This window comes from Stenotrophomonas sp. TWI377 (assembly GCF_039674525.1).
Lineage (GTDB): Bacteria > Pseudomonadota > Gammaproteobacteria > Xanthomonadales > Xanthomonadaceae > Stenotrophomonas.
This window is the reverse complement of sequence record NZ_JBDJNT010000013.1, coordinates 1-19,747: the sequence shown is the minus strand read 5'-3', so window position 1 is coordinate 19,747 and position 19,747 is coordinate 1. Positions and strand designations below refer to the sequence as shown.

Sequence of the window (19,747 nt, the reverse complement as noted above, 5' to 3'; positions counted from 1 at the left end):
TGGAACGCCGTGGCCTGCCACGGCGTTTTTCGTTGCCCGCCCCGGTCGTTTCCGTCCGGGCCCCGGCCAGCCTAAAATGGCGGCATGAGCACCCTGACCTACCGCGCCGCCACGCTGGCCGACATCCCCGCCCTCGTCACCCTTGTCACCTCCGCCTACCGGGGCGATGCCAGCCGCGCCGGCTGGACCACCGAGGCCGACATCCTCGATGGCGCCCGCATCGACCCGCAGGGTCTTCAGGCCGACATCGAGCGCCCGCGCAGCACCATCCTGCTCGCCGAGCGCGAGGGCCAGCTGCTGGCCTGCGCACATATCGCCGATGACCAGGGCAAGGGCTACTTCGGCATGTTCTCGGTGGACCCGACCCAGCAGGGCGGCGGCGTCGGCAAGCAGGTGATGCTGGCCGCCGAAGCCCACGCCGCGCGCGAGTGGGGCGTGCCGGTCATGCAGATGACGGTGATCGACATCCGCGACGAACTGATCGCCTTCTACGAGCGCCGCGGCTACCAGCGCACCGGCATCAAGAAGCCCTTCCCGTATGGCGATGAACGCTTCGGCATCCCCAAGCGCGACGATCTGCGCTTCGAGATCCTGGAAAAGCCGCTGGCGGTGCCGGCATGAGCGAGACCTGGACCTTCGTCTGCGCCAGCGCCGAGCTGCTGCCCGGCGAGATGAAGAGCACCTTTGATGAAGTGACCGGCACGCCGATCGTGGTGTTCAACCTGGACGGCGAGCTGTACGCGCTGGAAGACCAGTGCACCCACGACGAGTTCGAGCTGTCCTCGGGCACCTTCGATACCGGCGAGGCCAGCATCGAGTGCGTCCTGCACGGGGCCCGCTTCGATATCCGCGACGGCTCCGCGCTGTGCGCCCCGGCCTACTCGCCGGTCGCGAAGTTCCCGGTCAAGCGGGAACACGACGCGGTCTGGGCCCGCGACGACCGCGACTGAGCCGGGCTGAATGTCGGCGTTTTGAAAACGCGAATTGTTCCTATTACGATAGGCATTGCGGCCACCCGGTCGCGCCTGTCCGGTAGCCCGTGTCCGCCCACCGCTCTCTTCTTGGCGCTCTTGCCCTGTGGACCACGCTCTGCGTGGTGCTGCTGGCGTGCCGCGGGCTGAGCGGACCCCAGCGCGGCGCTGAGCCAGGCAAGGCGCCGGCACGGACCTCGCTGGCCTGGGACATCTCGCCGACGGCGACCGCCCCGGCCATGCCCGTGCCCGAGCTCCCGGCGGCAGAGCCCCCGTCGGCCGCCGAGTCCGGCCCCGATCCCGAACTCGGTCATGTCGGCGTGCCCCTGCGTCAGCGGCGCACCGGCTGGACGACCCTGGTCCCGCTGTGGCCGTCCGATGCGCTGCGGCGGCAGCGGCTGGAACCTTCGCTGCGGCTCAATCCCGGCCACGCGCCTCCCCACGCCTGATCCCTGCCCCACGCACCGCGTGGGGCGTGCCGTGCCTGCGCCTGTGCGCAGTGCGAACGGCTTCGCGTGCCCGCGTCTCCATTGCCGGCCGCTGTTCCCCGCGCGCGCCGCGCCGCCCGTCTTTCCCTTCCCGGATCGTCCACACCATGATCAAGAGCCGCAAGCATTCTTCCTTTCCGCGCACCGTTGCCGGTCGCGCCACTGCCGGCCTGGTCACCGGGCTGAGCCTGGCTGTCCTGCCGGTCATCGCGCACGCCCAGTCCAGTGGCAACACGCCGCAGACCCTGGATCAGATCGATGTGCGCGGCGTGCGCGGCTTCAAGGCCGACAAGGTCGCTTCCCCGAAGTTCACCCAGTCGCTGCAGGACACCCCACAGACGATCCAGGTGATCACCAGCGACCTGTTCAATCAGCAGGGTGCGACCACGCTGACCGATGCGCTGCGCAACAGCCCGGGGGTGGGTACGTTCTACGTGGGTGAGAACGGCAACACCAACACCGGCGACAGCATCTTCATGCGCGGCTTCGACACCTCCAGCAGCATCTTCGTCGATGGCGTGCGCGACCTCGGCTCGATCTCGCGGGATGTGTTCAATACCGAGCAGGTGGAGGTGGCCAAGGGCCCGGCCGGCACCGACAACGGACGCTCGGCACCCACGGGTGCGATCAACATGGTCAGCAAACAGGCCAACCTGCACAACGCCGTGTCGGGCACGGTCTCGGCCGGTACCGACAGCCAGCAGCGCGGCACCGCCGATTGGAACCAGGCGCTCGGCGCAACCAGTGCGCTGCGCGTGAATGCGATGTGGCAGGACAGCGACCAACCCGGCCGCGACCACGTCAACAACCGCCGCTGGGGCATCGCACCGTCGTTGGCGTTCGGCCTGGGCACCAGCACGCGCTATTTCCTCAACCTGCTCTACGTGGACCAGGACAACGTGCCCGACGGCGGCGTGCCGACCCTGGGCCTGCCGGGCTGGACGCCGCAGCCCAGCCTGGAGCAGCTGGCCGGCCAGCCGGTCGATCCGGAGAATTTCTACGGCACCCGCGCCGACCACGACGATGTCACCGCGAAGATGGCGACGTTCCGCATCGAGCACGACATCAACGACGCCGTGCGCGTGACCAACACCGCCCGCTGGGGCCGCACCGACCAGGATTACCTGCTGACCGCGTTCATGGGTACCGGCACGCGCGGTGCCAATGGCGCACCGACCGGCAACATCCGCTTCACCAACCCGGCCGATCCAGCCAGCTACACCATCGCGCGCAGCCTGCCGACCTTCAAGGACCAGCAGAACACGATCCTGACCGACCAGCTCAACCTGCGGGCGGATATCACCACCGGGGCGATCGTGCACAACCTGAGCGCCGGCCTGGAATTCACCCGCGAGGAGCTCAAGAGCTTCGGCCAGGCCGCCACCGGTGGCACCACCTGGTCGCCGGCCAACCTGTATGCCCCGGACTGGAACGCGACCGGACTGACCTGGGCACACAACGGCGCCGACAGCCACGGCAAGACCACCACCTCCTCGATCTATCTCTTCGACACCCTCAACCTCGGCGAAAGCCTGCTGGTCACCGCAGGTCTGCGCGCGGACCACTACTCGACCGAGTACCAGAGTGCGTCGGTGTGCGGCGGCCGTGGTCCGGCCTGTGGCGCCAACCCGGTTGGCACCGTGATCGCCAATCCCTCGCTTGAACATTCGGACACCCTGCTCAACTGGAAGCTCGGCGCGGTCTACAAGGTCGATGACATCGTCAGCCTGTACGCCAACTACGCCCTCTCCCAGCAGCCGCCGGGCGGCAGCAACTTCCAGCTGAGCGCCTCTACCAGCAGCGCTGACAATCCGAGCCTGGAGCCGCAGAAAGCCAGGACCGTCGAAGTGGGGACAAAGTGGGCCTTCCTCGATGACGCACTCGCTTTCAACGTGGCGCTGTTCAAGACCGAGGTCAGCAACGAGATCAACACGCAGGTCCTGGACGATGCGGGCAACCCGACCCAGACCGGCAAGAAGTCGGTGCAGGGCATCGAAGTCTCCACCGTGGGCCGCATCACCGACAACTGGTCGGTTTCGGCGGGTTACAGCCATCTGGATACCGAGGTGGAAGAAGGCGCCAACGTCGCCGCCGACGGCACCCGCAACCTGACCTACACCCCGGGCGACACCTTCACCAGTTGGACCAGCTATGCCTTCCCGTCCGGCCTGACGATCGGCGGCGGCGTGCGCTACGCCGGCCAGATGCATCGCGGCACCGACGGTGCGGTCGGTACCCCGGCCTTCACCAAGTCCTACACGGTTTACGATGCGGTGGCTTCGTATGCCATCAACGAGCACCTGGTGCTGCGCTTGAACGCCTACAACCTGTTCGACAAGCAGTACGTGGCTGCGATCAACAAGAGCGGCTACCGTTACACCCCGGGTGCCCCGCGCACCGTCCTGTTCAGTGCGGACTTCCGCTTCTGACCACCGGCCGACGCAGGGGAGCCCTCCCCTGCGTCGTACAAGGACCCTGTCATGTTGCTGCATGTTCCCGACGTACTGAGCGCGGATGAACTGGCCCACCTCCAGCGCGCGCTGGCCGAGGCGGCATGGGCCGATGGGCGCGAGACCGTCGGCGCGCAGGGCGCGCAGGTCAAGCGCAATGAACAATTGCCCGACGCCTCGCCCCTGAAGGCCGAGCTGGGCCGGATCGTGCTGGGCGCCCTGGACCGGCATCCGCTGTTCTTCGCGGCGGCATTGCCACTGCGGATTCTGCCGCCCCGTTTCAACCGCTACCAGGGCGGCGGCGAGTACGGCTTCCACGTGGATGGGGCGGTGATGATTACCCAGCTGGACGGACAGCGCAGTCATCTGCGCTCGGACGTATCGTGCACGCTGTTCCTCACCGCGCCGGACGACTATGACGGCGGCGAGCTGGTGATCAGCGATACCTACGGCGAGCACGAGGTGAAGCTCCCCGCCGGCGATCTGGTGCTGTATCCCTCGAGCAGCCTGCACCGCGTCAATCCGGTCACCCGTGGGTCGCGGCTGGCCTCATTCTTCTGGGTGCAGAGCATGGTGCGCGATGACAGCGCGCGGCGCACGCTGCTGGAGATGGACAGTGCGATCGAAACGCTGCGCACCACCGGTGCCGACAGCGCGGCAGTACTGCAGTTGACCGGCGTGTATCACAATCTCCTGCGACGCTGGAGCGAGATCTGAGCCTGGCGCCATAGGCCCCCCGCAATCGCAAATCGTTCCCATTTGCGCTTGGGAACATTTCTCACTACAATCTCGGCGCGTTGCGAACCGGAGGTCCGGTCCGCCCTTTCGGGATCTTCCCTTGCGCCACCCCCACCGCCATCGCAGCTTTGCCACCGCCATGCGCGGGCAGCGCCCGGCGCTGCCTGTGGTGCTGGCGTGGTTGGCGGTGCTGGCGATGCTGTTTACCGGCCTGCCGGTACTCGAGCGCGTTGCCCCGGGCAGCACCGTGATGGTCCTGCAGATGCCAATGGACGAGCGTCCTGTCGGCGGCGGTGAGACCGCGGTGCAGGAAGACACCCCGGCCAAGCCGCGCCGGGTCGCCAGCGCGCGCCCTGCTTCCACGCCACCGCCGCAGCCGTCGCTGCCACCGGTCGTGGAATCGCTGGATGCGCTGATGGCCACGCTGGTAGCACAGCCGCCACGCGTCCTACCCGCCATTGATTCGGCACCGGCCACGCCGCTGCCTGCTGCACCCGGCCTGCGCGTCCAGCGCGGCCAGGCCCCTCCGCAGGGCTGATCCCGACTGCCCGCGGCGCCATCGCGCCCCGCGCGGTCACGCACGCTCTGCCCGTTCCGGGCCTTCCTGATTCCTGCGCGTGTTGCCGCCCTGCGGCCTGCCGCGTTGCGTCCGCGTTCTTCTTTCCGAGGTTACCCCCATGGCCCAGCGCCATCGTCGTCGCACGTCCCTGTCCCGCTGCACCCTGTCCATCGCCCTGCTCGGTGCGCTGAGCGCCCCGGCCTTCGCCAACGGCGAGGCCGCCGCCCCGACCACGCTGGACAAGGTGGTCGTGACCGCCGCCGGCTTCGAGCAGAAGATCGCCGATGCCCCGGCCAGCATCAGCGTGATCAGCCGCGAGGAGCTGAGCAAGCGCCCGTACACCAGCCTGGTGGATGCGCTGCGCGACGTGGAAGGCATCGACGTGGGCATGGAGCCGACCGACAAGAACGGCCGCGCCACCATTTCCATGCGTGGCATGCCCTCGGACTACACCCTGGTGCTGATCGACGGTCGCCGCCAGAGCAACGCCGGCAACCTGTACCCGAACAACTTCGGTGGCGGCCAGTTCTCGTACATGCCACCGCTGGATGCGATCGAACGCATCGAAGTGGTCCGCGGCCCGATGTCGACCCTGTACGGCTCCGATGCGATGGGCGGGGTGATCAACATCATCACCCGCCGCAACCAGACCGAGTGGCATGGCGCGGTCACCCAGGGCTTCACCCTGCAGCAGGACGACCAGTTCGGTGATGCCCGCAGCACCGATGTCTACCTGAGTGGCCCGCTGGTCAAGGACCGCCTGGGCCTGTCGGTGCGCGGCAGCTATTACGACGCCAAAGCCTCCAACCCGGAATGGGATGACCTGCCGCTGCCGGACGGCACGCTGTGGTCGCGCAGCATCGGCTTCGGTGGCGGCGGCAAGGCGGTGGCCAACACCAACTGGAACACCGGCCTGCGCCTGAACTTCATCGTCAATGACGACCACGAGCTGTGGCTGGACTACGACGTGTCGCGCCAGAAGTACGACAACAGCGAAGGCCAGACTGGCACCCTGGACAGCCTGGCCAGCCTGTGGCGCGTTGGCAATGCGACGATCCGCAACCCAAACGGTCCGGGCAACATCACCCGCCGCGTGGTGCAGCCGCGCGTGGGTTACACCGCCTACCAGCGCTATGAGCGCGACCAGCTGGCACTGACCCATCAGGGCCGCTATGAGTTCGGCACCTGGCAGACCACGCTGACCCACATCACCAGCAACAACCTCGGCCGCTCGCTGCCGCTGACCCTGGACGAGCGCGCCGATCTGCAGGGCCTGTGGAACGACGTCTGCCGCCGCACCGGCGCCGCAGCGAACTGCGCGGCCGGCGCGCGCAACGGGTTGAGCGCACTCAATCCGGCGGAGCTGGCGCGCCTGCAGGCCTTCCTGCCGCGCCCGCTGCGCACCATGGAGCTGGAGGGCAACGTGCTGGACACCATGCTCGATCTCACCTTCGGCGCGCACAAGCTCACCGTGGGCGGCCAGTACAACGACACCGACATGGTCGATGGCGTGTTCGGCATGGACGGCAACGGCTACAAGAACAACGTCAAGCAGCAGCACCGCATGTGGGCGCTGTTCGCCGAGGACAACTGGTCGCTGACCGATACCCTGACCGCCACGGTCGGCGTGCGCTATGACGATCACAACATCTTCGGCAGTCACGTCAGCCCGCGCGCCTACCTGGTGTGGAATGCCAACGATGCCTGGACCGTCAAGGGCGGCGTCAGCACGGGCTACAAGACCCCGCGTCCGGACCAGCTGTTCCCCGGCATCGTCGGCTTCGGCGGCCAGGGCGTGACCCCGCTGGTCGGCTCGCCCAACCTGAAGCCGGAAACCAGCACCAACTACGAAATCGCCGCGTACTACGAAGGCGATCGCTGGGGCTTCAACCTCACCGGCTTCCTCAACAAGTTCGACGACAAGATCGCCAGCGGCGGCACCTTCGCCAACTGCGAAGTCGCCCCGAACGATGGCAGCTACTGCGTGGACATCGGCCCGGGCTGGGCCGAGCTGGGCTACAGCACCTTCGGCCAGAGCGTGAACATCGACAAGGCCGAAACCCGCGGCGTCGAAGCCGCCGCCCAGGTCGATCTGCTGGACACTCTGCAGCTGCGCGGCAACTACACCTGGACCAAGAGCGAGCAGACCAGCGGCACCGGCAAGGGCCTGCCGATCACCGGCAACCCGGCCAAGCACATGGCCAATGCGAGCCTGAACTGGCAGATCAGCGAGGCGGTGAGCCTGTCGCTGATCGGCGAAGGCCGCTACGACCGCTACCGCGACACGCTGGTCAGCAACGTCGGCGGCGTGAGCAGCTCGCAGACCCGCTATTACGAGGACTACACGATCTTCCACCTCGGCGGCAGCTGGGATATCAATAAGTGGCTGACCGTCAACGCGCGGGTCAACAACCTGTTCGACAAGGACTTCGTCTCGCAGTCCTGCGTGCTGATCAGCGACAGCGAGTTCAGCTGCGTGGACGATTACGCCACCAAGGATCAGCGTCGCAGCTACTGGATCTCATTGAACGCCAAGTTCTGAGGCACACCGCGGCGGCGTCCTGAGTGACGTCGCCGCTGGCCTTGACCTCGGGCAGCGCGCCGGCGACGGAACGCTGCCTTCTTTTTTCACAAATTGCGAATCATTCTCATCAATGGTGTAATTCGCCCCTCAGTACTCTCTCTCCCGACCGTGGCCACCAGCGCTCCTTCTTCCAGCGTGCAACAACAACGCCGCGGCTTCTGGCTGCGCACGCTGCACCAGTGGCACTGGATCAGCTCGGCGGTGTGCCTGATCGGCATGCTGCTGTTCGCCGCGACCGGCATCACCTTGAACCACGCGGCCAGGATCGAAGCCACGCCGCAGGTGGTCAGCCGCCAGCTCGAGCTGCCTGCTGACCTGCTCGGCAAGTTGGGCGACCGCGCCGATGGCCACGCGCCCATTCCCCGGGTGGCCAGCCGCTGGCTGGATGCGCAGCTCGGCATCTCGATCGGGCGCCGCCCGGCCGAATGGTCCGATGGCGAAATCTATCTCTCCATGCCCAGCCCGGGGGCCGATGCCTGGCTGAGCATCGACCGCGAAACGGGCGACGTGGAATACGAATCCACCGCACGCGGCTGGGTGTCCTATTTCAACGATCTGCACAAAGGGCGCAATGCCGGGCCCGCCTGGGGCTGGTTCGTGGATATCTTCGCCGTGGCCTGCCTGGTGTTCTGCATCACCGGCCTGTTCCTGCTGCACCTGCATGCCCGCCAGCGCCGCATGACCTGGCCGCTGGTCGGCCTGGGCCTGCTGATCCCGCTGCTGATCGCCCTGATCCTCATCCACTGACCGTCCCTTCCGGAGTCGCACCATGCGCGTCACCCTGACCATCGCCCTGAGCGGCCTGCTGGCCACCTCACCGGCCTATGCCACCACCCTGGATATCAACGTCGAGGTGCCCAAGCTCAACGTGGCCGAGTACCACCGCCCGTATGTGGCCGTGTGGCTGGAAGGGGCCGACCAGAAGGTCGCCGCCAACCTCTCCGTCTGGTACCAGCAGACCGGCAACGCCGAAGGCCATGGCACCAAGTGGCTGCCCGACCTGCGCCAGTGGTGGCGCAAGAGCGGCCGCACGCTGGAGGTGCCGGTGGACGGCGTGACCGGCCCGACCCGCCCGGTCGGCAAGCACGCGCTCTCCTTCAGCGACAAGCAGCCGGCGCTCAAGGCGCTGGCACCGGGCAACTACACCCTCGTGGTGGAAGCGGTGCGCGAAGTCGGCGGCCGCGAACTGCTCAAGATCCCCTTCACCTGGCCGGCCACGTCCGCCCAGTCCGGCAAGGCCCAGGGCGCGACCGAACTCGGTCTGGTCACCCTGACCGCCAAGCCCTGATCCCCCATCCACCTGGAGTTTTTCGATGAAGCGCACGCTCGTCCTCGCCGCCGCCATGGCCGCCGCACTTCCGTTCTCCGCCCTGGCCCACAAGGCCTGGCTGCAGCCCTCGCAGACCGTGATCGCGGGCACCAACCCGTGGATCACCGTCGATGCGGCGGTCTCCAACGACCTGTTCTATTTCAACCACGTGCCGCTGCGCCTGGACAACCTGGTCATCACCGCGCCGGACGGCAGCACCGTGCAGCCGCAGAACGCGGCGACCGGCAAGTTCCGCAGCGTGTTCGATGTCGAGCTGACCCAGCAGGGCACCTACCGCCTGGCCACGATCAACAACGGTCTGTCGGCCAGCTGGGAAGAGGACGGCAAGCCCAAGCGCTGGCGCGGTACGCCGGCCACCTTCGCCACCGAAGTGCCGAAGAACGCCAGGAACCTGCAGGTCTCGCAGTCGGTCGGTCGCGTGGAAACCTTCGTCACCAACGGCTCCCCGAACGACACCGCGCTCAAGCCGACCAACCAGGGCATCGAGATGATCGCGCTGGCTCACCCGAACGATCTGGTCGCCGGTGAAGCCGCGCGCTTCCGCGTGCTGGTCGACGGCAAGCCGACCGCCGGCCTGGCGTTCGAGATCACCCGCGGCGGCACCCGGTACCGCAACGCCCAGGACGAGATCAAGGTCAGCACCGATGCCAAGGGCGAGTTCGCCGTCACCTGGCCGGAAGCAGGCATGTACTGGCTGGAAACCGGCACCGAGGACAGCAAGACCTCGATCAAGGAAGCCAAGAAGCGTCGCCTGAGCTACGTGGCCACGCTGGAAGTGCTGCCCGAGTAACGGCCTTCGGCGCGGCCGCTGCACGCGCCGTCCACCTCACCCCGCCCCCGTCGACACGACGGGGGCTTTTCACCCGACGCAGTCCGGCCATCGGGCTTACTAGGCCCGACGTGCCCATCCCCATGAACAACCCGGATCTCGACATCGCCAGCCTCGGCGGCCACACCATGGGCACCACCTGGCAGGTAAAGCTGGCCGTGGCGCGCAGCCGCGACCTGCACCCGCTGCACGCCGGCATCCAGGCGCAGCTGGACGCCATCGTGGCGCAGATGAGCACGTGGGAAGCCGACAGCGATATCGCGCGCTTCAACCGTGCGCCCGCGGGTGAGTGGCAGGCGCTGCCGCCCTTGTTCGACACCGTGATGCAGTGCGCGCTGGACATCGCACAGCGCAGCGGCGGCGCCTTCGATCCGACCATCGGCCCGTTGGTGGCCTTGTGGGGATTCGGCGCACAGGCGCAGGCCCGGCGCATTCCCGATGCGGCCGCCCTCGCCGCCACCCGTGCGCGGTGTGGGTGGGAACGGCTGCAGTGGCAGCCCGGTCGCCTGCTGCAACCCGGTGGGCTGGCGCTGGATCTGTCGGCGATTGCCAAGGGATTTGGTGTCGATCAGGTCAGCAGGTGGCTGCGCGGGAACGGGGTGCACGCCGCACTGGTGGAGGTCGGCGGCGAGCTGCACGGCTTTGGCCGCAAGCCTGATGACCAGCCGTGGCGCGTGCTGGTGGAATCGGCCCCGGAAGACGATGCACAAGCAGACCATCCGCCACGCGTGCTCGCGCTGGGAGATCGGGCGGTGGCCACCTCCGGTGATCGCTGGCATCACTTCGAACAGGGCGGCGAGCAGTTCAGCCACACGCTGGATCCGCGCACCGGTGCACCGGTCACGCGCGCTGCGGCCGCGGTCACCGTGGTCGCCGACAGTGCCATGCAGGCCGATGCCTGGGCCACCGCATTGACGGTGATGGGCCCCGACGAGGGCATCACATTTGCGCGCACCCATGCACTGGCCGCCCGCGTTGTCAGCCGGGGCGCGCACGGGATCGAGGAACAGATGAGTCCCGCATTCGAGCACCTGCTCGCCGACGACCGCGTGGGCGCGGCATGAGTCTGCGTCCTTCCCGTGCGTGGCTGGGCAACCTGGCGGTCATGTTGTTGCTGGCGGTCATCGCCTGGGCGCTGCTGCGCCTGCATCTGGGTGACGCGTGGTGGCAGAGCGCACCCCTGGCCTCGCAGTGGCGCTGGGCAGCGGGCAGCCTGGTGGGCTATGCCGCGTTCTGCACGCTGATCTGGTGGCGCGGGCGCGCGCGCGAAGACCACGTGGCCGACAACGGACCCGCACCGATCCTGCTTGTCTGGGCGAGCCAGACCGGCTTCGCGCAGCAGCTGTGCGAACGCAGTGCGCAGGCGTTGCGCGCTGCCGGCCTGCTGGTCCGCATCCGCGCGCTGCATGCGGTGACGGCCGAGCTTCTGCAGCGCAGCGGGCAGGCGTTGTTCGTGGTCAGCACCACCGGCGAAGGCGATGCGCCGGATCATGCCCTGCCCTTCCTGCGCAAGGTGATGCCACAGGCGCTCGCATTGCCGCAGCTGCAGTACGGCGTGCTGGCACTGGGTGATCGCAGCTACGGGCATTTCTGCGCGTTTGGCCACCAGCTCGATGCGTGGCTGCGTCAGCACGGCGCGCATCCGCTGTTCGATACCGTGGAGGTAGACAACGCCGATCCCGGCGCACTGCGCCACTGGCAGCAACTGCTCGGCCAGCTCGGTGGTGAAGCGACCGAACTGCCGGACTGGGCCCCGGCCGATTATCTGCCGTGGCAACTGCAGGCGCGCCATCTGGAAAACCCGGGCAGCCCGGGCGCACCGACCTACCGCATCACCCTGGTACCTGCCGATGGCGTGCTGCCGGCGTGGCAGGCCGGCGACGTGGTCGAGATCGGGCCGCAGCATTCGCCGGCCGAGGTCGAGGCCTGGCTGCGCGATACCCCCTGGGAGGGCGATGCGGACATCGATGGACAGCCGCTGCGTGCGCATCTCGCGCGGGCGCACCTGCCCAGCAGCGACGAGACGGCCGCGTTTGCCGACACAGACGCGCTGATCGCCGCGCTACGCCCGCTGCCGCACCGGGAGTACTCCATCGCCAGCCTGCCTGCCGAAGGCCAGGTGCAGTTGCTGCTGCGCCGTCAGCTGCGTCCTGATGGCACCCCGGGGCTGGGCAGTGGTTGGCTGTGCGATCACGCTGCGTTGGAGGGCCGCATCGATCTGCGCTTCCGCAGCAACCCGAACTTCCACGGTGCGGCAGCGGCAACGCCGCTGATCCTGATCGGCAACGGCACCGGCATCGCCGGCCTGCGCGCCCACCTGCGCGAGCGCATCAGTGCCGGCGCGCGCCGCAACTGGCTGCTGTTCGGCGAGCGTACGGCCGCGCACGATTTCTTCTTCGGCGACGACCTGCGCGCCTGGCAGCGCGACGGCTGGATCGCGCGTCTGGATACGGTGTTCAGTCGCGACGGTGGTGAGCATCACTACGTGCAGGACCGGCTGCAGGCGCAGATCCACACGCTGCAGCAGTGGGTGCACGACGGTGCCACGATCCTGGTCTGCGGCAGCCTGCAGGGCATGGCCCCGGCGGTGGATGCGGTGATCGAGCAGGCGCTGGGCCGCGACGGGAAAGAGGCCTTGATCGTGGCCGGACGTTACCGGCGCGACGTGTACTGAGGATTGTCGGCAGGCCCTCAGGCGTTGCGGCCCCCCGCAGTGACACGGATCGCCAGCAACTCGCCGCCGCCGTGCAAGGCAAACCGGCGGCGCTCACCGGCGGCCAACCAGGCGGTATCACCGGCGGCCAGCGGTGCCAGCGACGGCTCGCCTTCGAATTCGGCCTGGCCGGCAAGCAGATGAATCGCCCACGCCGCCGCCGGTTCGGTGAAGAAGAACATGCTGCCCACCAGCGGCCGGTGCAGCAGCTCGGCCTGCACGGCATCGCGCCGCCACATCAGATTGAAATCGTGGGTCACCCCGTCGATCAGTTCGCCGGTCACCTGCGCTTCGCCCGCAAACCGCAGGCGGTCGTGCGGCGGCATCAGGGTATGCAGTGCGCCATCGGCGAACCGCAGGTGCAGGCCTTCGCCACGCAGCAGCACCAGTTCGCGGTCGATCCCGGGAAAGGCCGAGAACGCGGCGTCCTGCTCGATCTCGGCGATCGACAGGCGCACCTGCCAATCGTCGTTGTCGGGCACGCGCAGGATCTCGCGGGTCCAGCCCAGGCCGTTGCGCCAGCGTTCGCGGCGGTATTCGAAGGAGGGGATGACGCGGCTGGCCGCGCTCAGGACGGTATCGGTCGACATGGCGCCAGTGTGCCTGAGCCGACGCAGCAGAGCTGCCTCAGGACACGCCGCCACAATCGGGTTCCAGCAGGCGCGAACGCGCCAGCCAGTCCTTGTCGGGGTAATACGCAAACACCATCGTGCCGCCGCGCAGACTGTCGATCAGTGGCCGCGCCACGGACAGCCGCACAGCGGGGCACCCCAGGCTGCGGCCCAGCCGGCCCTGCAGGCGCGCGATCGCCGGATTCACGTACGGCGCGCCGTGGATGACGATCGCGCGGTCGCGGGCATGGTCGTTGAAGCCCGGCTCCAGCCCTTCCAGGCGCAGCGAATAGCCGTTGCCGCCCATGTAGGTCTCCTTGGCGGTGAACGCGCCCAGGCTGGACATGAAACTGCCGTCCTTGTTGGAGAAGTGCTGGGTACGGTTGTCACCGCTGTTGCGCCCATGCGCGACCCACTCCTCGAACAGCAGCCGCTGGCGGGTCAGATCGAAAATCCACATGCGCGGTTCGGTCGACGGCCGCGAGTAATCGATCACGCTCAACTTGCCCGGGTCGACGCCGAGTTCCGGCCGGCGCAACGCACAGCGCATCGCGCGGGCCGCCAGCTGCAACACGTGTTTGTCCGCAGCCGGTGCGGCCTTGGAGAGCATCTCGGCCATCTGCACCGGATTCGCCTCCGGGGCCGGCGCAGGGCTGGCCGCGCCCGCCGTGGCGGACGCGATCAGGCCGCAGAACGCGGCAGGCAGCAATTTCACAACGGGCATGGGCAGCACACCAACCGGAGGCAACGCTTACAACGTGGACCCGCCGGCGTCGGATTCCAAGACGGGCTGCAGGTTCTGTTCATCGGCCACCGGGCGAACCGCGGGCAGGCTGGTCACCAGCAGCGTGGTGCCGGGCACCAGCACGCTGTACAGCTGTTCGGCGAATTCCGGCGGCAGCGCCATCGGCAGGCTCGGCGTGGCGAGCAGGTCCGGGGTGGCATTGGCGGCGGTCTGGCCCAGCAGTGGGTAGGCGGTCCAGCGGTGCAGCGGGCGGTGCGGGTCCAGCGGGCTGGGGTTGTCCTGGTAGCCCTGGCCCATCACGAACAACGTGGTGCCCTCGAACGCCGGCAAGGCCTTGGCCTCCAACCGCGACTCGCCGATCAGCACGCCATCGCGCAGCACATACAGGCGTTGATCATGCAGGCTGACCAGAATGCCGACCTGGCCGGCCGGGGCCGCCGCATCGTTCCAGTAATGCGCCGGGGCGTCGGTGCTCTCGACCAGCGGTTTGCCGGTGCTGCTGACCGGCGCCAGCACGGCCGGATAGGCCAGCGTCATCGGCGCGCTCTTGGCATCGGCCACCACCACGGTATCGCCACGGTGGGTTTCGCCGAACAGCTTCTGCGCGAACGCCTGTGGCAGCCGCACGCAGCCGTGCGAGGCCGGGTGACCGGGCAGGCTGCCGCCGTGCAGCGCGATACCGTCCCAGGTCAGGCGCTGCATGTAGGGCATCGGCGCGCTGTTGTAGAGGTTGGACTTGTGGTCCTTGTCCTTCTGCAGGATCGTGAACACGCCGGTGGGGGTTTCATGCCCGGTCTTGCCCGAGCTGATCGTGCTCATGCCGATCGCGATGCCGTTGCGGTACACGTAGGCGCGCTGCTCATCGAGGCTGACCACCAGCACGATCGGGCCGGACGGGGAGATCTCCGGATGCCAGAGAAACTCGCCGGGCTTGAGATCGGTGGGACCGCGCGGGGCCTCGGTCGTCTTGCTGGCCGTCGGCGCACTGTTGGCGGCCGTGGCGGGAAGCATCCCGGTCGCCAGCAGCGTCCCGAGGGCCAGACTCAACAGCGTGCTGCGTACTGCCATGTCGTGCATCCATTCGAAGAGATGCCGCCACGCTACACGAAGTGCCTGCATGCGTTCGCGAAAACACGCGCAGCCCTGCTGCCGGTTTTCGTGCGCCCCAAAAAGTAATTGCCCGGCCACACATCCTGTGCAGACCGGGCAATCGATACATCCTTGTCGGCATCCCGCCTTCCCCCTGTGCATCCTGCCCAGTCTGGGTGCCGGCCATGCATCCTGCACTCGGCCGTATATGCTTCCGCCATCTCAACCCTTCCCGGGGTCTGGATGCCACCGTCCTGGTGGGTCCGCGCCAATCCTTCCGCGCCGCCTCCCTGCGTGCTGCCTCCCTGCAGCTGTCGGTGCCGCCGCGGCATCCTGCCGTGGCGACCAGTGACCGGCGTCCTGCCTGTCCCGACCTGTCCTGTTGTTCAGCGCCTTGGTACGGAGGCCGGCGCTGCCCTCCTGGGCGGTGCCTCGTCCGGCGCCTGCCTGGCCCCGGTCGTCATCCGTTGTCGATTCCGTTCGACGGTAGCTGTCCCTATCCCCTTCACCCGCGCCAGATCCTCGACGTGTTCAAAGGGTCCGTGTTGTCGCCGGTACGCGACGATCGCTTCGGCCCTCATCGGCCCCACGTTCGCCAGTCCCTGCCGCAGCGTCGACGCGTCCGCCGTATTGATGTTGATCCGATCGGCCGCGAAGGCCATTCCGCTCAACAGCAGTCCCAGCACCAGCGCCCTGCACGAAAACCAAGGTCCCACCGTGTAACTCCTTGTGGCTCGGAACCGGCCCCTGCCGGCAATCCTGTCGAAGGTTCCAGCGTCCCTCGCCACATACACACAGCCTATCGTCCACGGCACCTTCACACAGCAGGCCTAACACCCGACGTGGTGTAGGGAAATACCTACCCCAGCGCAGGCGTAGAATGGCGGGACTTGTCAAAAGCACTCCGGAGTTCAGATGGACAGCGCCAAGCTCGGCCAATTCGTCAGTGAAAAGTGGGACAACGAGATCGTCCCGCAATTGGTCGATTACATCCGTATCCCCAACAAATCGCCGATGTTCGACGCCGATTGGGTCGCCAACGGCTACATGGAACAGGCCGTCACCCTGATGGAAACCTGGGCCCGCGCCCAGAACCTGCCGGGCCTGACCGTCGAGGTCGTGCGCCTGGAAGGCCGCACCCCGCTGCTGCTGCTGGAAATCCCGGCCTCCGGCGCCGAGACCGGCGACGACACCATCCTGCTGTACGGCCATCTGGACAAGCAGCCGGAAATGACCGGCTGGGACGACGACCTGGGTCCGTGGATCCCGGTGCTGCGCGGCGACAAGCTGTACGGCCGCGGCGGCGCCGATGACGGCTATGCGATGTTCGGTTCGCTGGCCGCCGTGCTGGCGCTGCAGGAACAAGGCCTGCCGCACGCGCGCTGCGTGATCCTGATCGAAGCCTGCGAAGAATCCGGCAGCTACGACCTGCCCGCCTATGTCGACCACCTGGCCGACCGCATCGGCAAGCCCTCGCTGGTGGTGTGCCTGGATTCGGGCTGCGCCAACTACGACCAGCTGTGGTGCACCACCTCGCTGCGCGGCCTGACCGGCGGCAACTTCTCGGTCAAGGTGCTCAACGAAGGCGTGCATTCCGGCGATGCCTCCGGCGTGATCCCGTCCAGCTTCCGCCTGCTGCGCCAGCTGATCTCGCGCATCGAGGACGAGAACACCGGCCGCATCCTGATCGACGGCATGAATGTCGAAATCCCGGCCGAGCGCCAGGAACAGGCCAAGCGTGCCGCTGAAGTGGTGGACACCGCGATCTTCGAGAAATTCCCGATGGTCGATGGCCTGCGCCCGATGAACGACGACCTGGCCGAACTGGTGCTCAACCGCACCTGGCGCCCGGCGCTGTCGGTCACCGGTGTGGACGGCCTGCCGCCGCTGGCCTCGGCCGGCAACGTGCTGCGCCCGCATACCGCGGTGAAGCTGTCACTGCGCCTGCCCCCGACCGCTGACGGCAAAGCCTGCGGCGAGCTGCTCAAAGAAGCCCTGCTGCGCGATCCGCCGAACGGTGCGGAAGTGAAGCTGGACCTGGAGAAGGCCTCCAGCGGCTGGAATGCCCCGGCGATGGCGCCGTGGCTGACCCAGGCGATCGACGACGCCAGCCAGACCTTCTTCGGCAAGCCGGCGATGTACATGGGCGAAGGCGGCTCGATCCCGTTCATGGGCATGCTCGGCGAGAAGTTCCCGGGTGCGCAGTTCATGATCACCGGCGTGCTCGGCCCGCACTCCAACGCACACGGCCCGAACGAGTTCCTGCACATCCCGATGGGCAAGCGCGTGACCTCCTGCGTGTCCAAGGTGATCAGCGAGCATTACGCGGCCAGCCTGCGTGGCGAGACCAGCGGTTCGCCGGTCGCCGCCGACAGCGGCACCCGTCACGGTGGCCACGGCTGCTGCTGACGTTGGCGGACGCAGCCTGGCCTTGCTAGGCTGCGTCCACCTCTACTGACGCATTTGGCATGAACGGACTGTTTGGCAGCACCAGCTGGCTCTACATCATCCTGGTCGGCTTCGTCGTCGGTCTGCTCGGGCGCTTCTTCATGCCCGGCAACAACCGCATGGGCTGCCTGCTGACCATCGTGCTCGGCATCGTCGGCGCCCTGCTGGCCGGCTGGTTCGGCCAGTACATGGGCTGGTATGCCCGCGGCGAGCCTGCCGGTTTCATCGGCGCGATCCTCGGTGCGGTCGCGGTCCTGGCCGTGCTCCGGCTGTTCAGCAGCAAGCGCTGAGCATCGCCCTCTTCTTTCTTCCCGCGCGCCTTCCGGCGCCGCTTCGACGTACCCGTCCATGAACGATCCCGCTTCCGATCCGCTGCGCGCCGAACACCGCCGGCAGTGGACCTGCGCCGCCCTCGGCGACCCGGCCACCGCGCTTGACCGTGCGTCGGTCGATGCCGGTTTCCGCAGCTACTGGCGCGCCACCAGCGCGCGCGGCAGCCACATCGTGATGGATTCCCCGCCCGGGCTGGAGGATGTGCGCCCGTGGCTGCGCATGCACGACCTGCTCGAGCCCAACGGCGTGCGCGTGCCGCAGGTACTGGCGCGCGATGAATACAACGGCTTCCTGCTGCTGGAAGACCTGGGCGGCCCGACGCTGGCCCGCCATATCGACACCGACAACGCCGATGCCTGGTTCGATGCCGCCTTCGCGCAACTGATCCGGCTGCAGTCCATCCCGGTGCCCGAGGGCATGGGCAGCTTCGGCGAGGCGCTGCTGCAGCGTGATGCCGGGCTGTTCGACGAATGGTTCCTGCAACGTCACCTCGGCCTGGAACTGGACTGCGGCGAGATCGAGCACCTGCAGCGCATGCACCGCCTGCTGATGGACAACGCCCTGCAGCAGCCGCAGGTGCTGACCCACCGCGATTTCATGCCGCGCAACCTGATGCCGATCGACGGCGGGCCGGCCGTGCTGGATTTCCAGGATCTGGTGCGCGGGCCGATCGCCTACGACCCGGTCAGCCTGTTCAAGGATGCGTTCCTGAGCTGGCCGATCGAACGCGTGGACGCGTGGTTGGCGCGCTATCACGCGCTCGCCCTGGCCGCCGGCCTGCCGGTGCGGCCGTGGCCGCAGTTCCTGCGCGACGCCGACTGGATGGGCGTGCAGCGCCACCTCAAGATTCTCGGCCTGTTCGTGCGCCTGCGCGACCGCGACGGCAAGGGTCACTACTTCGAGGATGCACCCCGTTTCATCCGCTATCTGGATGAAGTGCTGCCGCGCCATCCCGAGCTGGCCCCACTGCACGACCTGTTCGAGCTGCGCATCAAACCGGCCCTGGCCCGCATCGCCGAACCGGTGCAGGCGCGCCCATGAAGGCCATGATCTTCTCGGCCGGCAAGGGCGAGCGCATGCGCCCGCTGACCCTGCACACGCCCAAGCCACTGCTGGTGGCCGGTGGCAAGCCGCTGATCGTGTGGCACCTGGAACGGCTCGCTGCCGCCGGCATTGATGAGGTGGTGATCAACACCGCCTGGCTGGGTGACCAGTTCGCACCCGCGCTGGGCGACGGTGCGCGCTGGGGGCTGCGCTTGCACTTCATCGATGAGGGCGCCGTGCCGCTGGAAACCGGTGGCGGCATCCTCAATGCCCTGCCGATTCTCGGCGAGGCACCGTTCCTGGTGATCAACGGCGATGTGTGGACGGATATGGAGGTCGCCACGTTGCCGCGCACGCCTGCCGGCGATGCGCATCTGGTGCTGGTCGACAATCCCGCGCAGCACCCGCGCGGTGATTTCATCCTGCACGCCGATGGTCGCGTCAGCGATGACGGCGACAGCGCGCGGCTCACCTATGCCGGTATCGGCGTGTACCGCCCGGCGATCCTCGACGGCTGGCGGGCGGTGATCGGCGACACCACCGGGGCCGGCGCGACACCGCCGCAGTTCAGCCTCGTCCCCCTCCTGCGCCACGCGATGGCGCAGGGCCGTGTGACCGGCCAGCACCATCGCGGCCGATGGACCGACGTAGGCACGCCGGAGCGTCTGGCGCAGCTGGACGCCCAGTTGCAATCCCCGCACGGGTAAAACACCGCGCCCCCCTTTGGGCGACCCGGTGGTAGAGCCGACCGTTGGTCGGCTGCTCTCCGCCCGATGGTAGAGCCGACCGTTGGTCGGCTGCTCTCCGCCCGATGG

General features: G+C 67.8%; 20 protein-coding genes. 16 read left to right on the top strand and 4 right to left on the bottom strand.

Annotated elements, in window-relative coordinates; genetic code table 11:
- Positions 1–84 precede the first annotated feature (84 nt).
- The 12 genes from ABE546_RS12295 (at position 85) to ABE546_RS12240 (ending at position 12,623) form a co-directional block, all read left to right on the top strand.
- Positions 85–621 (top strand): GNAT family N-acetyltransferase, encoded by a 537-nt coding sequence (locus ABE546_RS12295; protein ID WP_346463866.1) that lies wholly within the window; start codon positions 85–87, stop codon positions 619–621.
- A complete protein-coding gene (locus tag ABE546_RS12290; RefSeq protein ID WP_346463864.1) occupies positions 618–950 on the top strand; it encodes a non-heme iron oxygenase ferredoxin subunit in 333 nt (110 codons plus the stop codon). The genes ABE546_RS12295 and ABE546_RS12290 overlap by 4 nt, the downstream gene beginning before the upstream one ends.
- A gap of 143 nt (positions 951–1,093) precedes the next feature.
- Positions 1,094–1,420, top strand: coding sequence for a hypothetical protein (locus ABE546_RS12285; RefSeq protein WP_346463862.1), 327 nt, complete (start codon positions 1,094–1,096; stop codon positions 1,418–1,420).
- A gap of 146 nt (positions 1,421–1,566) precedes the next feature.
- Positions 1,567–3,888 carry a catecholate siderophore receptor Fiu gene (locus tag ABE546_RS12280; RefSeq protein WP_346463860.1) on the top strand — a complete coding sequence of 774 codons (2,322 nt, stop codon included), beginning with the start codon at positions 1,567–1,569 and terminating at the stop codon, positions 3,886–3,888.
- Positions 3,889–3,939: 51 nt separating this feature from the next.
- Positions 3,940–4,626 (top strand): Fe2+-dependent dioxygenase, encoded by a 687-nt coding sequence (locus ABE546_RS12275; RefSeq protein ID WP_313217472.1) that lies wholly within the window; start codon positions 3,940–3,942, stop codon positions 4,624–4,626.
- Between the two features lie 121 nt (positions 4,627–4,747).
- A complete protein-coding gene (locus ABE546_RS12270; protein ID WP_346463858.1) occupies positions 4,748–5,185 on the top strand; it encodes a hypothetical protein in 438 nt (145 codons plus the stop codon).
- Between the two features lie 139 nt (positions 5,186–5,324).
- Complete coding sequence (locus ABE546_RS12265; RefSeq protein WP_346463856.1) at positions 5,325–7,748, top strand: TonB-dependent receptor; 2,424 nt, start codon at positions 5,325–5,327, stop codon at positions 7,746–7,748.
- A gap of 150 nt (positions 7,749–7,898) precedes the next feature.
- Positions 7,899–8,537 carry a PepSY-associated TM helix domain-containing protein gene (locus tag ABE546_RS12260; RefSeq protein ID WP_346463854.1) on the top strand — a complete coding sequence of 213 codons (639 nt, stop codon included), beginning with the start codon at positions 7,899–7,901 and terminating at the stop codon, positions 8,535–8,537.
- Between the two features lie 22 nt (positions 8,538–8,559).
- Positions 8,560–9,078, top strand: coding sequence for a DUF2271 domain-containing protein (locus ABE546_RS12255; protein WP_313217466.1), 519 nt, complete (start codon positions 8,560–8,562; stop codon positions 9,076–9,078).
- A 25-nt stretch (positions 9,079–9,103) separates the two neighbouring features.
- The gene (locus ABE546_RS12250; protein WP_313217464.1) at positions 9,104–9,910 is read left to right on the top strand and encodes a DUF4198 domain-containing protein; all 807 of its coding nucleotides are present in this window, start codon (positions 9,104–9,106) and stop codon (positions 9,908–9,910) included.
- A gap of 122 nt (positions 9,911–10,032) precedes the next feature.
- The gene (locus tag ABE546_RS12245; RefSeq protein WP_313219147.1) at positions 10,033–11,013 is read left to right on the top strand and encodes an FAD:protein FMN transferase; all 981 of its coding nucleotides are present in this window, start codon (positions 10,033–10,035) and stop codon (positions 11,011–11,013) included.
- Positions 11,010–12,623 carry a flavodoxin domain-containing protein gene (locus tag ABE546_RS12240; protein WP_346463852.1) on the top strand — a complete coding sequence of 538 codons (1,614 nt, stop codon included), beginning with the start codon at positions 11,010–11,012 and terminating at the stop codon, positions 12,621–12,623. The genes ABE546_RS12245 and ABE546_RS12240 overlap by 4 nt, the downstream gene beginning before the upstream one ends.
- A gap of 17 nt (positions 12,624–12,640) precedes the next feature.
- On the opposite strand, the gene ABE546_RS12235 is transcribed toward ABE546_RS12240, so the two are convergent.
- From ABE546_RS12235 to ABE546_RS12220, 4 genes are all read right to left on the bottom strand, one after another.
- Complete coding sequence (locus ABE546_RS12235; protein ID WP_346463850.1) at positions 12,641–13,252, bottom strand: HutD family protein; 612 nt, start codon at positions 13,250–13,252, stop codon at positions 12,641–12,643.
- Between the two features lie 37 nt (positions 13,253–13,289).
- Complete coding sequence (locus tag ABE546_RS12230; RefSeq protein ID WP_313212598.1) at positions 13,290–13,997, bottom strand: murein L,D-transpeptidase catalytic domain family protein; 708 nt, start codon at positions 13,995–13,997, stop codon at positions 13,290–13,292.
- 27 nt (positions 13,998–14,024) lie between these two features.
- Positions 14,025–15,029 (bottom strand): L,D-transpeptidase, encoded by a 1,005-nt coding sequence (locus ABE546_RS12225; protein WP_313212613.1) that lies wholly within the window; start codon positions 15,027–15,029, stop codon positions 14,025–14,027.
- Between the two features lie 464 nt (positions 15,030–15,493).
- Positions 15,494–15,769: a ComEA family DNA-binding protein gene (locus tag ABE546_RS12220; RefSeq protein WP_346463951.1), complete on the bottom strand. Its 276-nt coding sequence runs from the start codon at positions 15,767–15,769 to the stop codon at positions 15,494–15,496.
- Between the two features lie 253 nt (positions 15,770–16,022).
- Between ABE546_RS12220 and ABE546_RS12215 the strand changes: the two genes are divergently transcribed.
- From ABE546_RS12215 to murU, 4 genes are read left to right on the top strand one after another with little or no spacing between them, the layout of a single operon-like run.
- Positions 16,023–17,516, top strand: coding sequence for a M20 family metallopeptidase (locus ABE546_RS12215; protein WP_313212597.1), 1,494 nt, complete (start codon positions 16,023–16,025; stop codon positions 17,514–17,516).
- A gap of 59 nt (positions 17,517–17,575) precedes the next feature.
- Positions 17,576–17,845 carry a GlsB/YeaQ/YmgE family stress response membrane protein gene (locus tag ABE546_RS12210; protein ID WP_019185648.1) on the top strand — a complete coding sequence of 90 codons (270 nt, stop codon included), beginning with the start codon at positions 17,576–17,578 and terminating at the stop codon, positions 17,843–17,845.
- A 58-nt stretch (positions 17,846–17,903) separates the two neighbouring features.
- Positions 17,904–18,929 (top strand): phosphotransferase, encoded by a 1,026-nt coding sequence (locus tag ABE546_RS12205; protein ID WP_313212596.1) that lies wholly within the window; start codon positions 17,904–17,906, stop codon positions 18,927–18,929.
- Entirely contained in the window at positions 18,926–19,639 is a 714-nt protein-coding gene (gene murU / locus ABE546_RS12200) for an N-acetylmuramate alpha-1-phosphate uridylyltransferase MurU (protein ID WP_070426783.1), read from the top strand. Before ABE546_RS12205 ends, murU begins: the two co-directional genes overlap by 4 nt.
- Positions 19,640–19,747 lie beyond the last annotated feature (108 nt).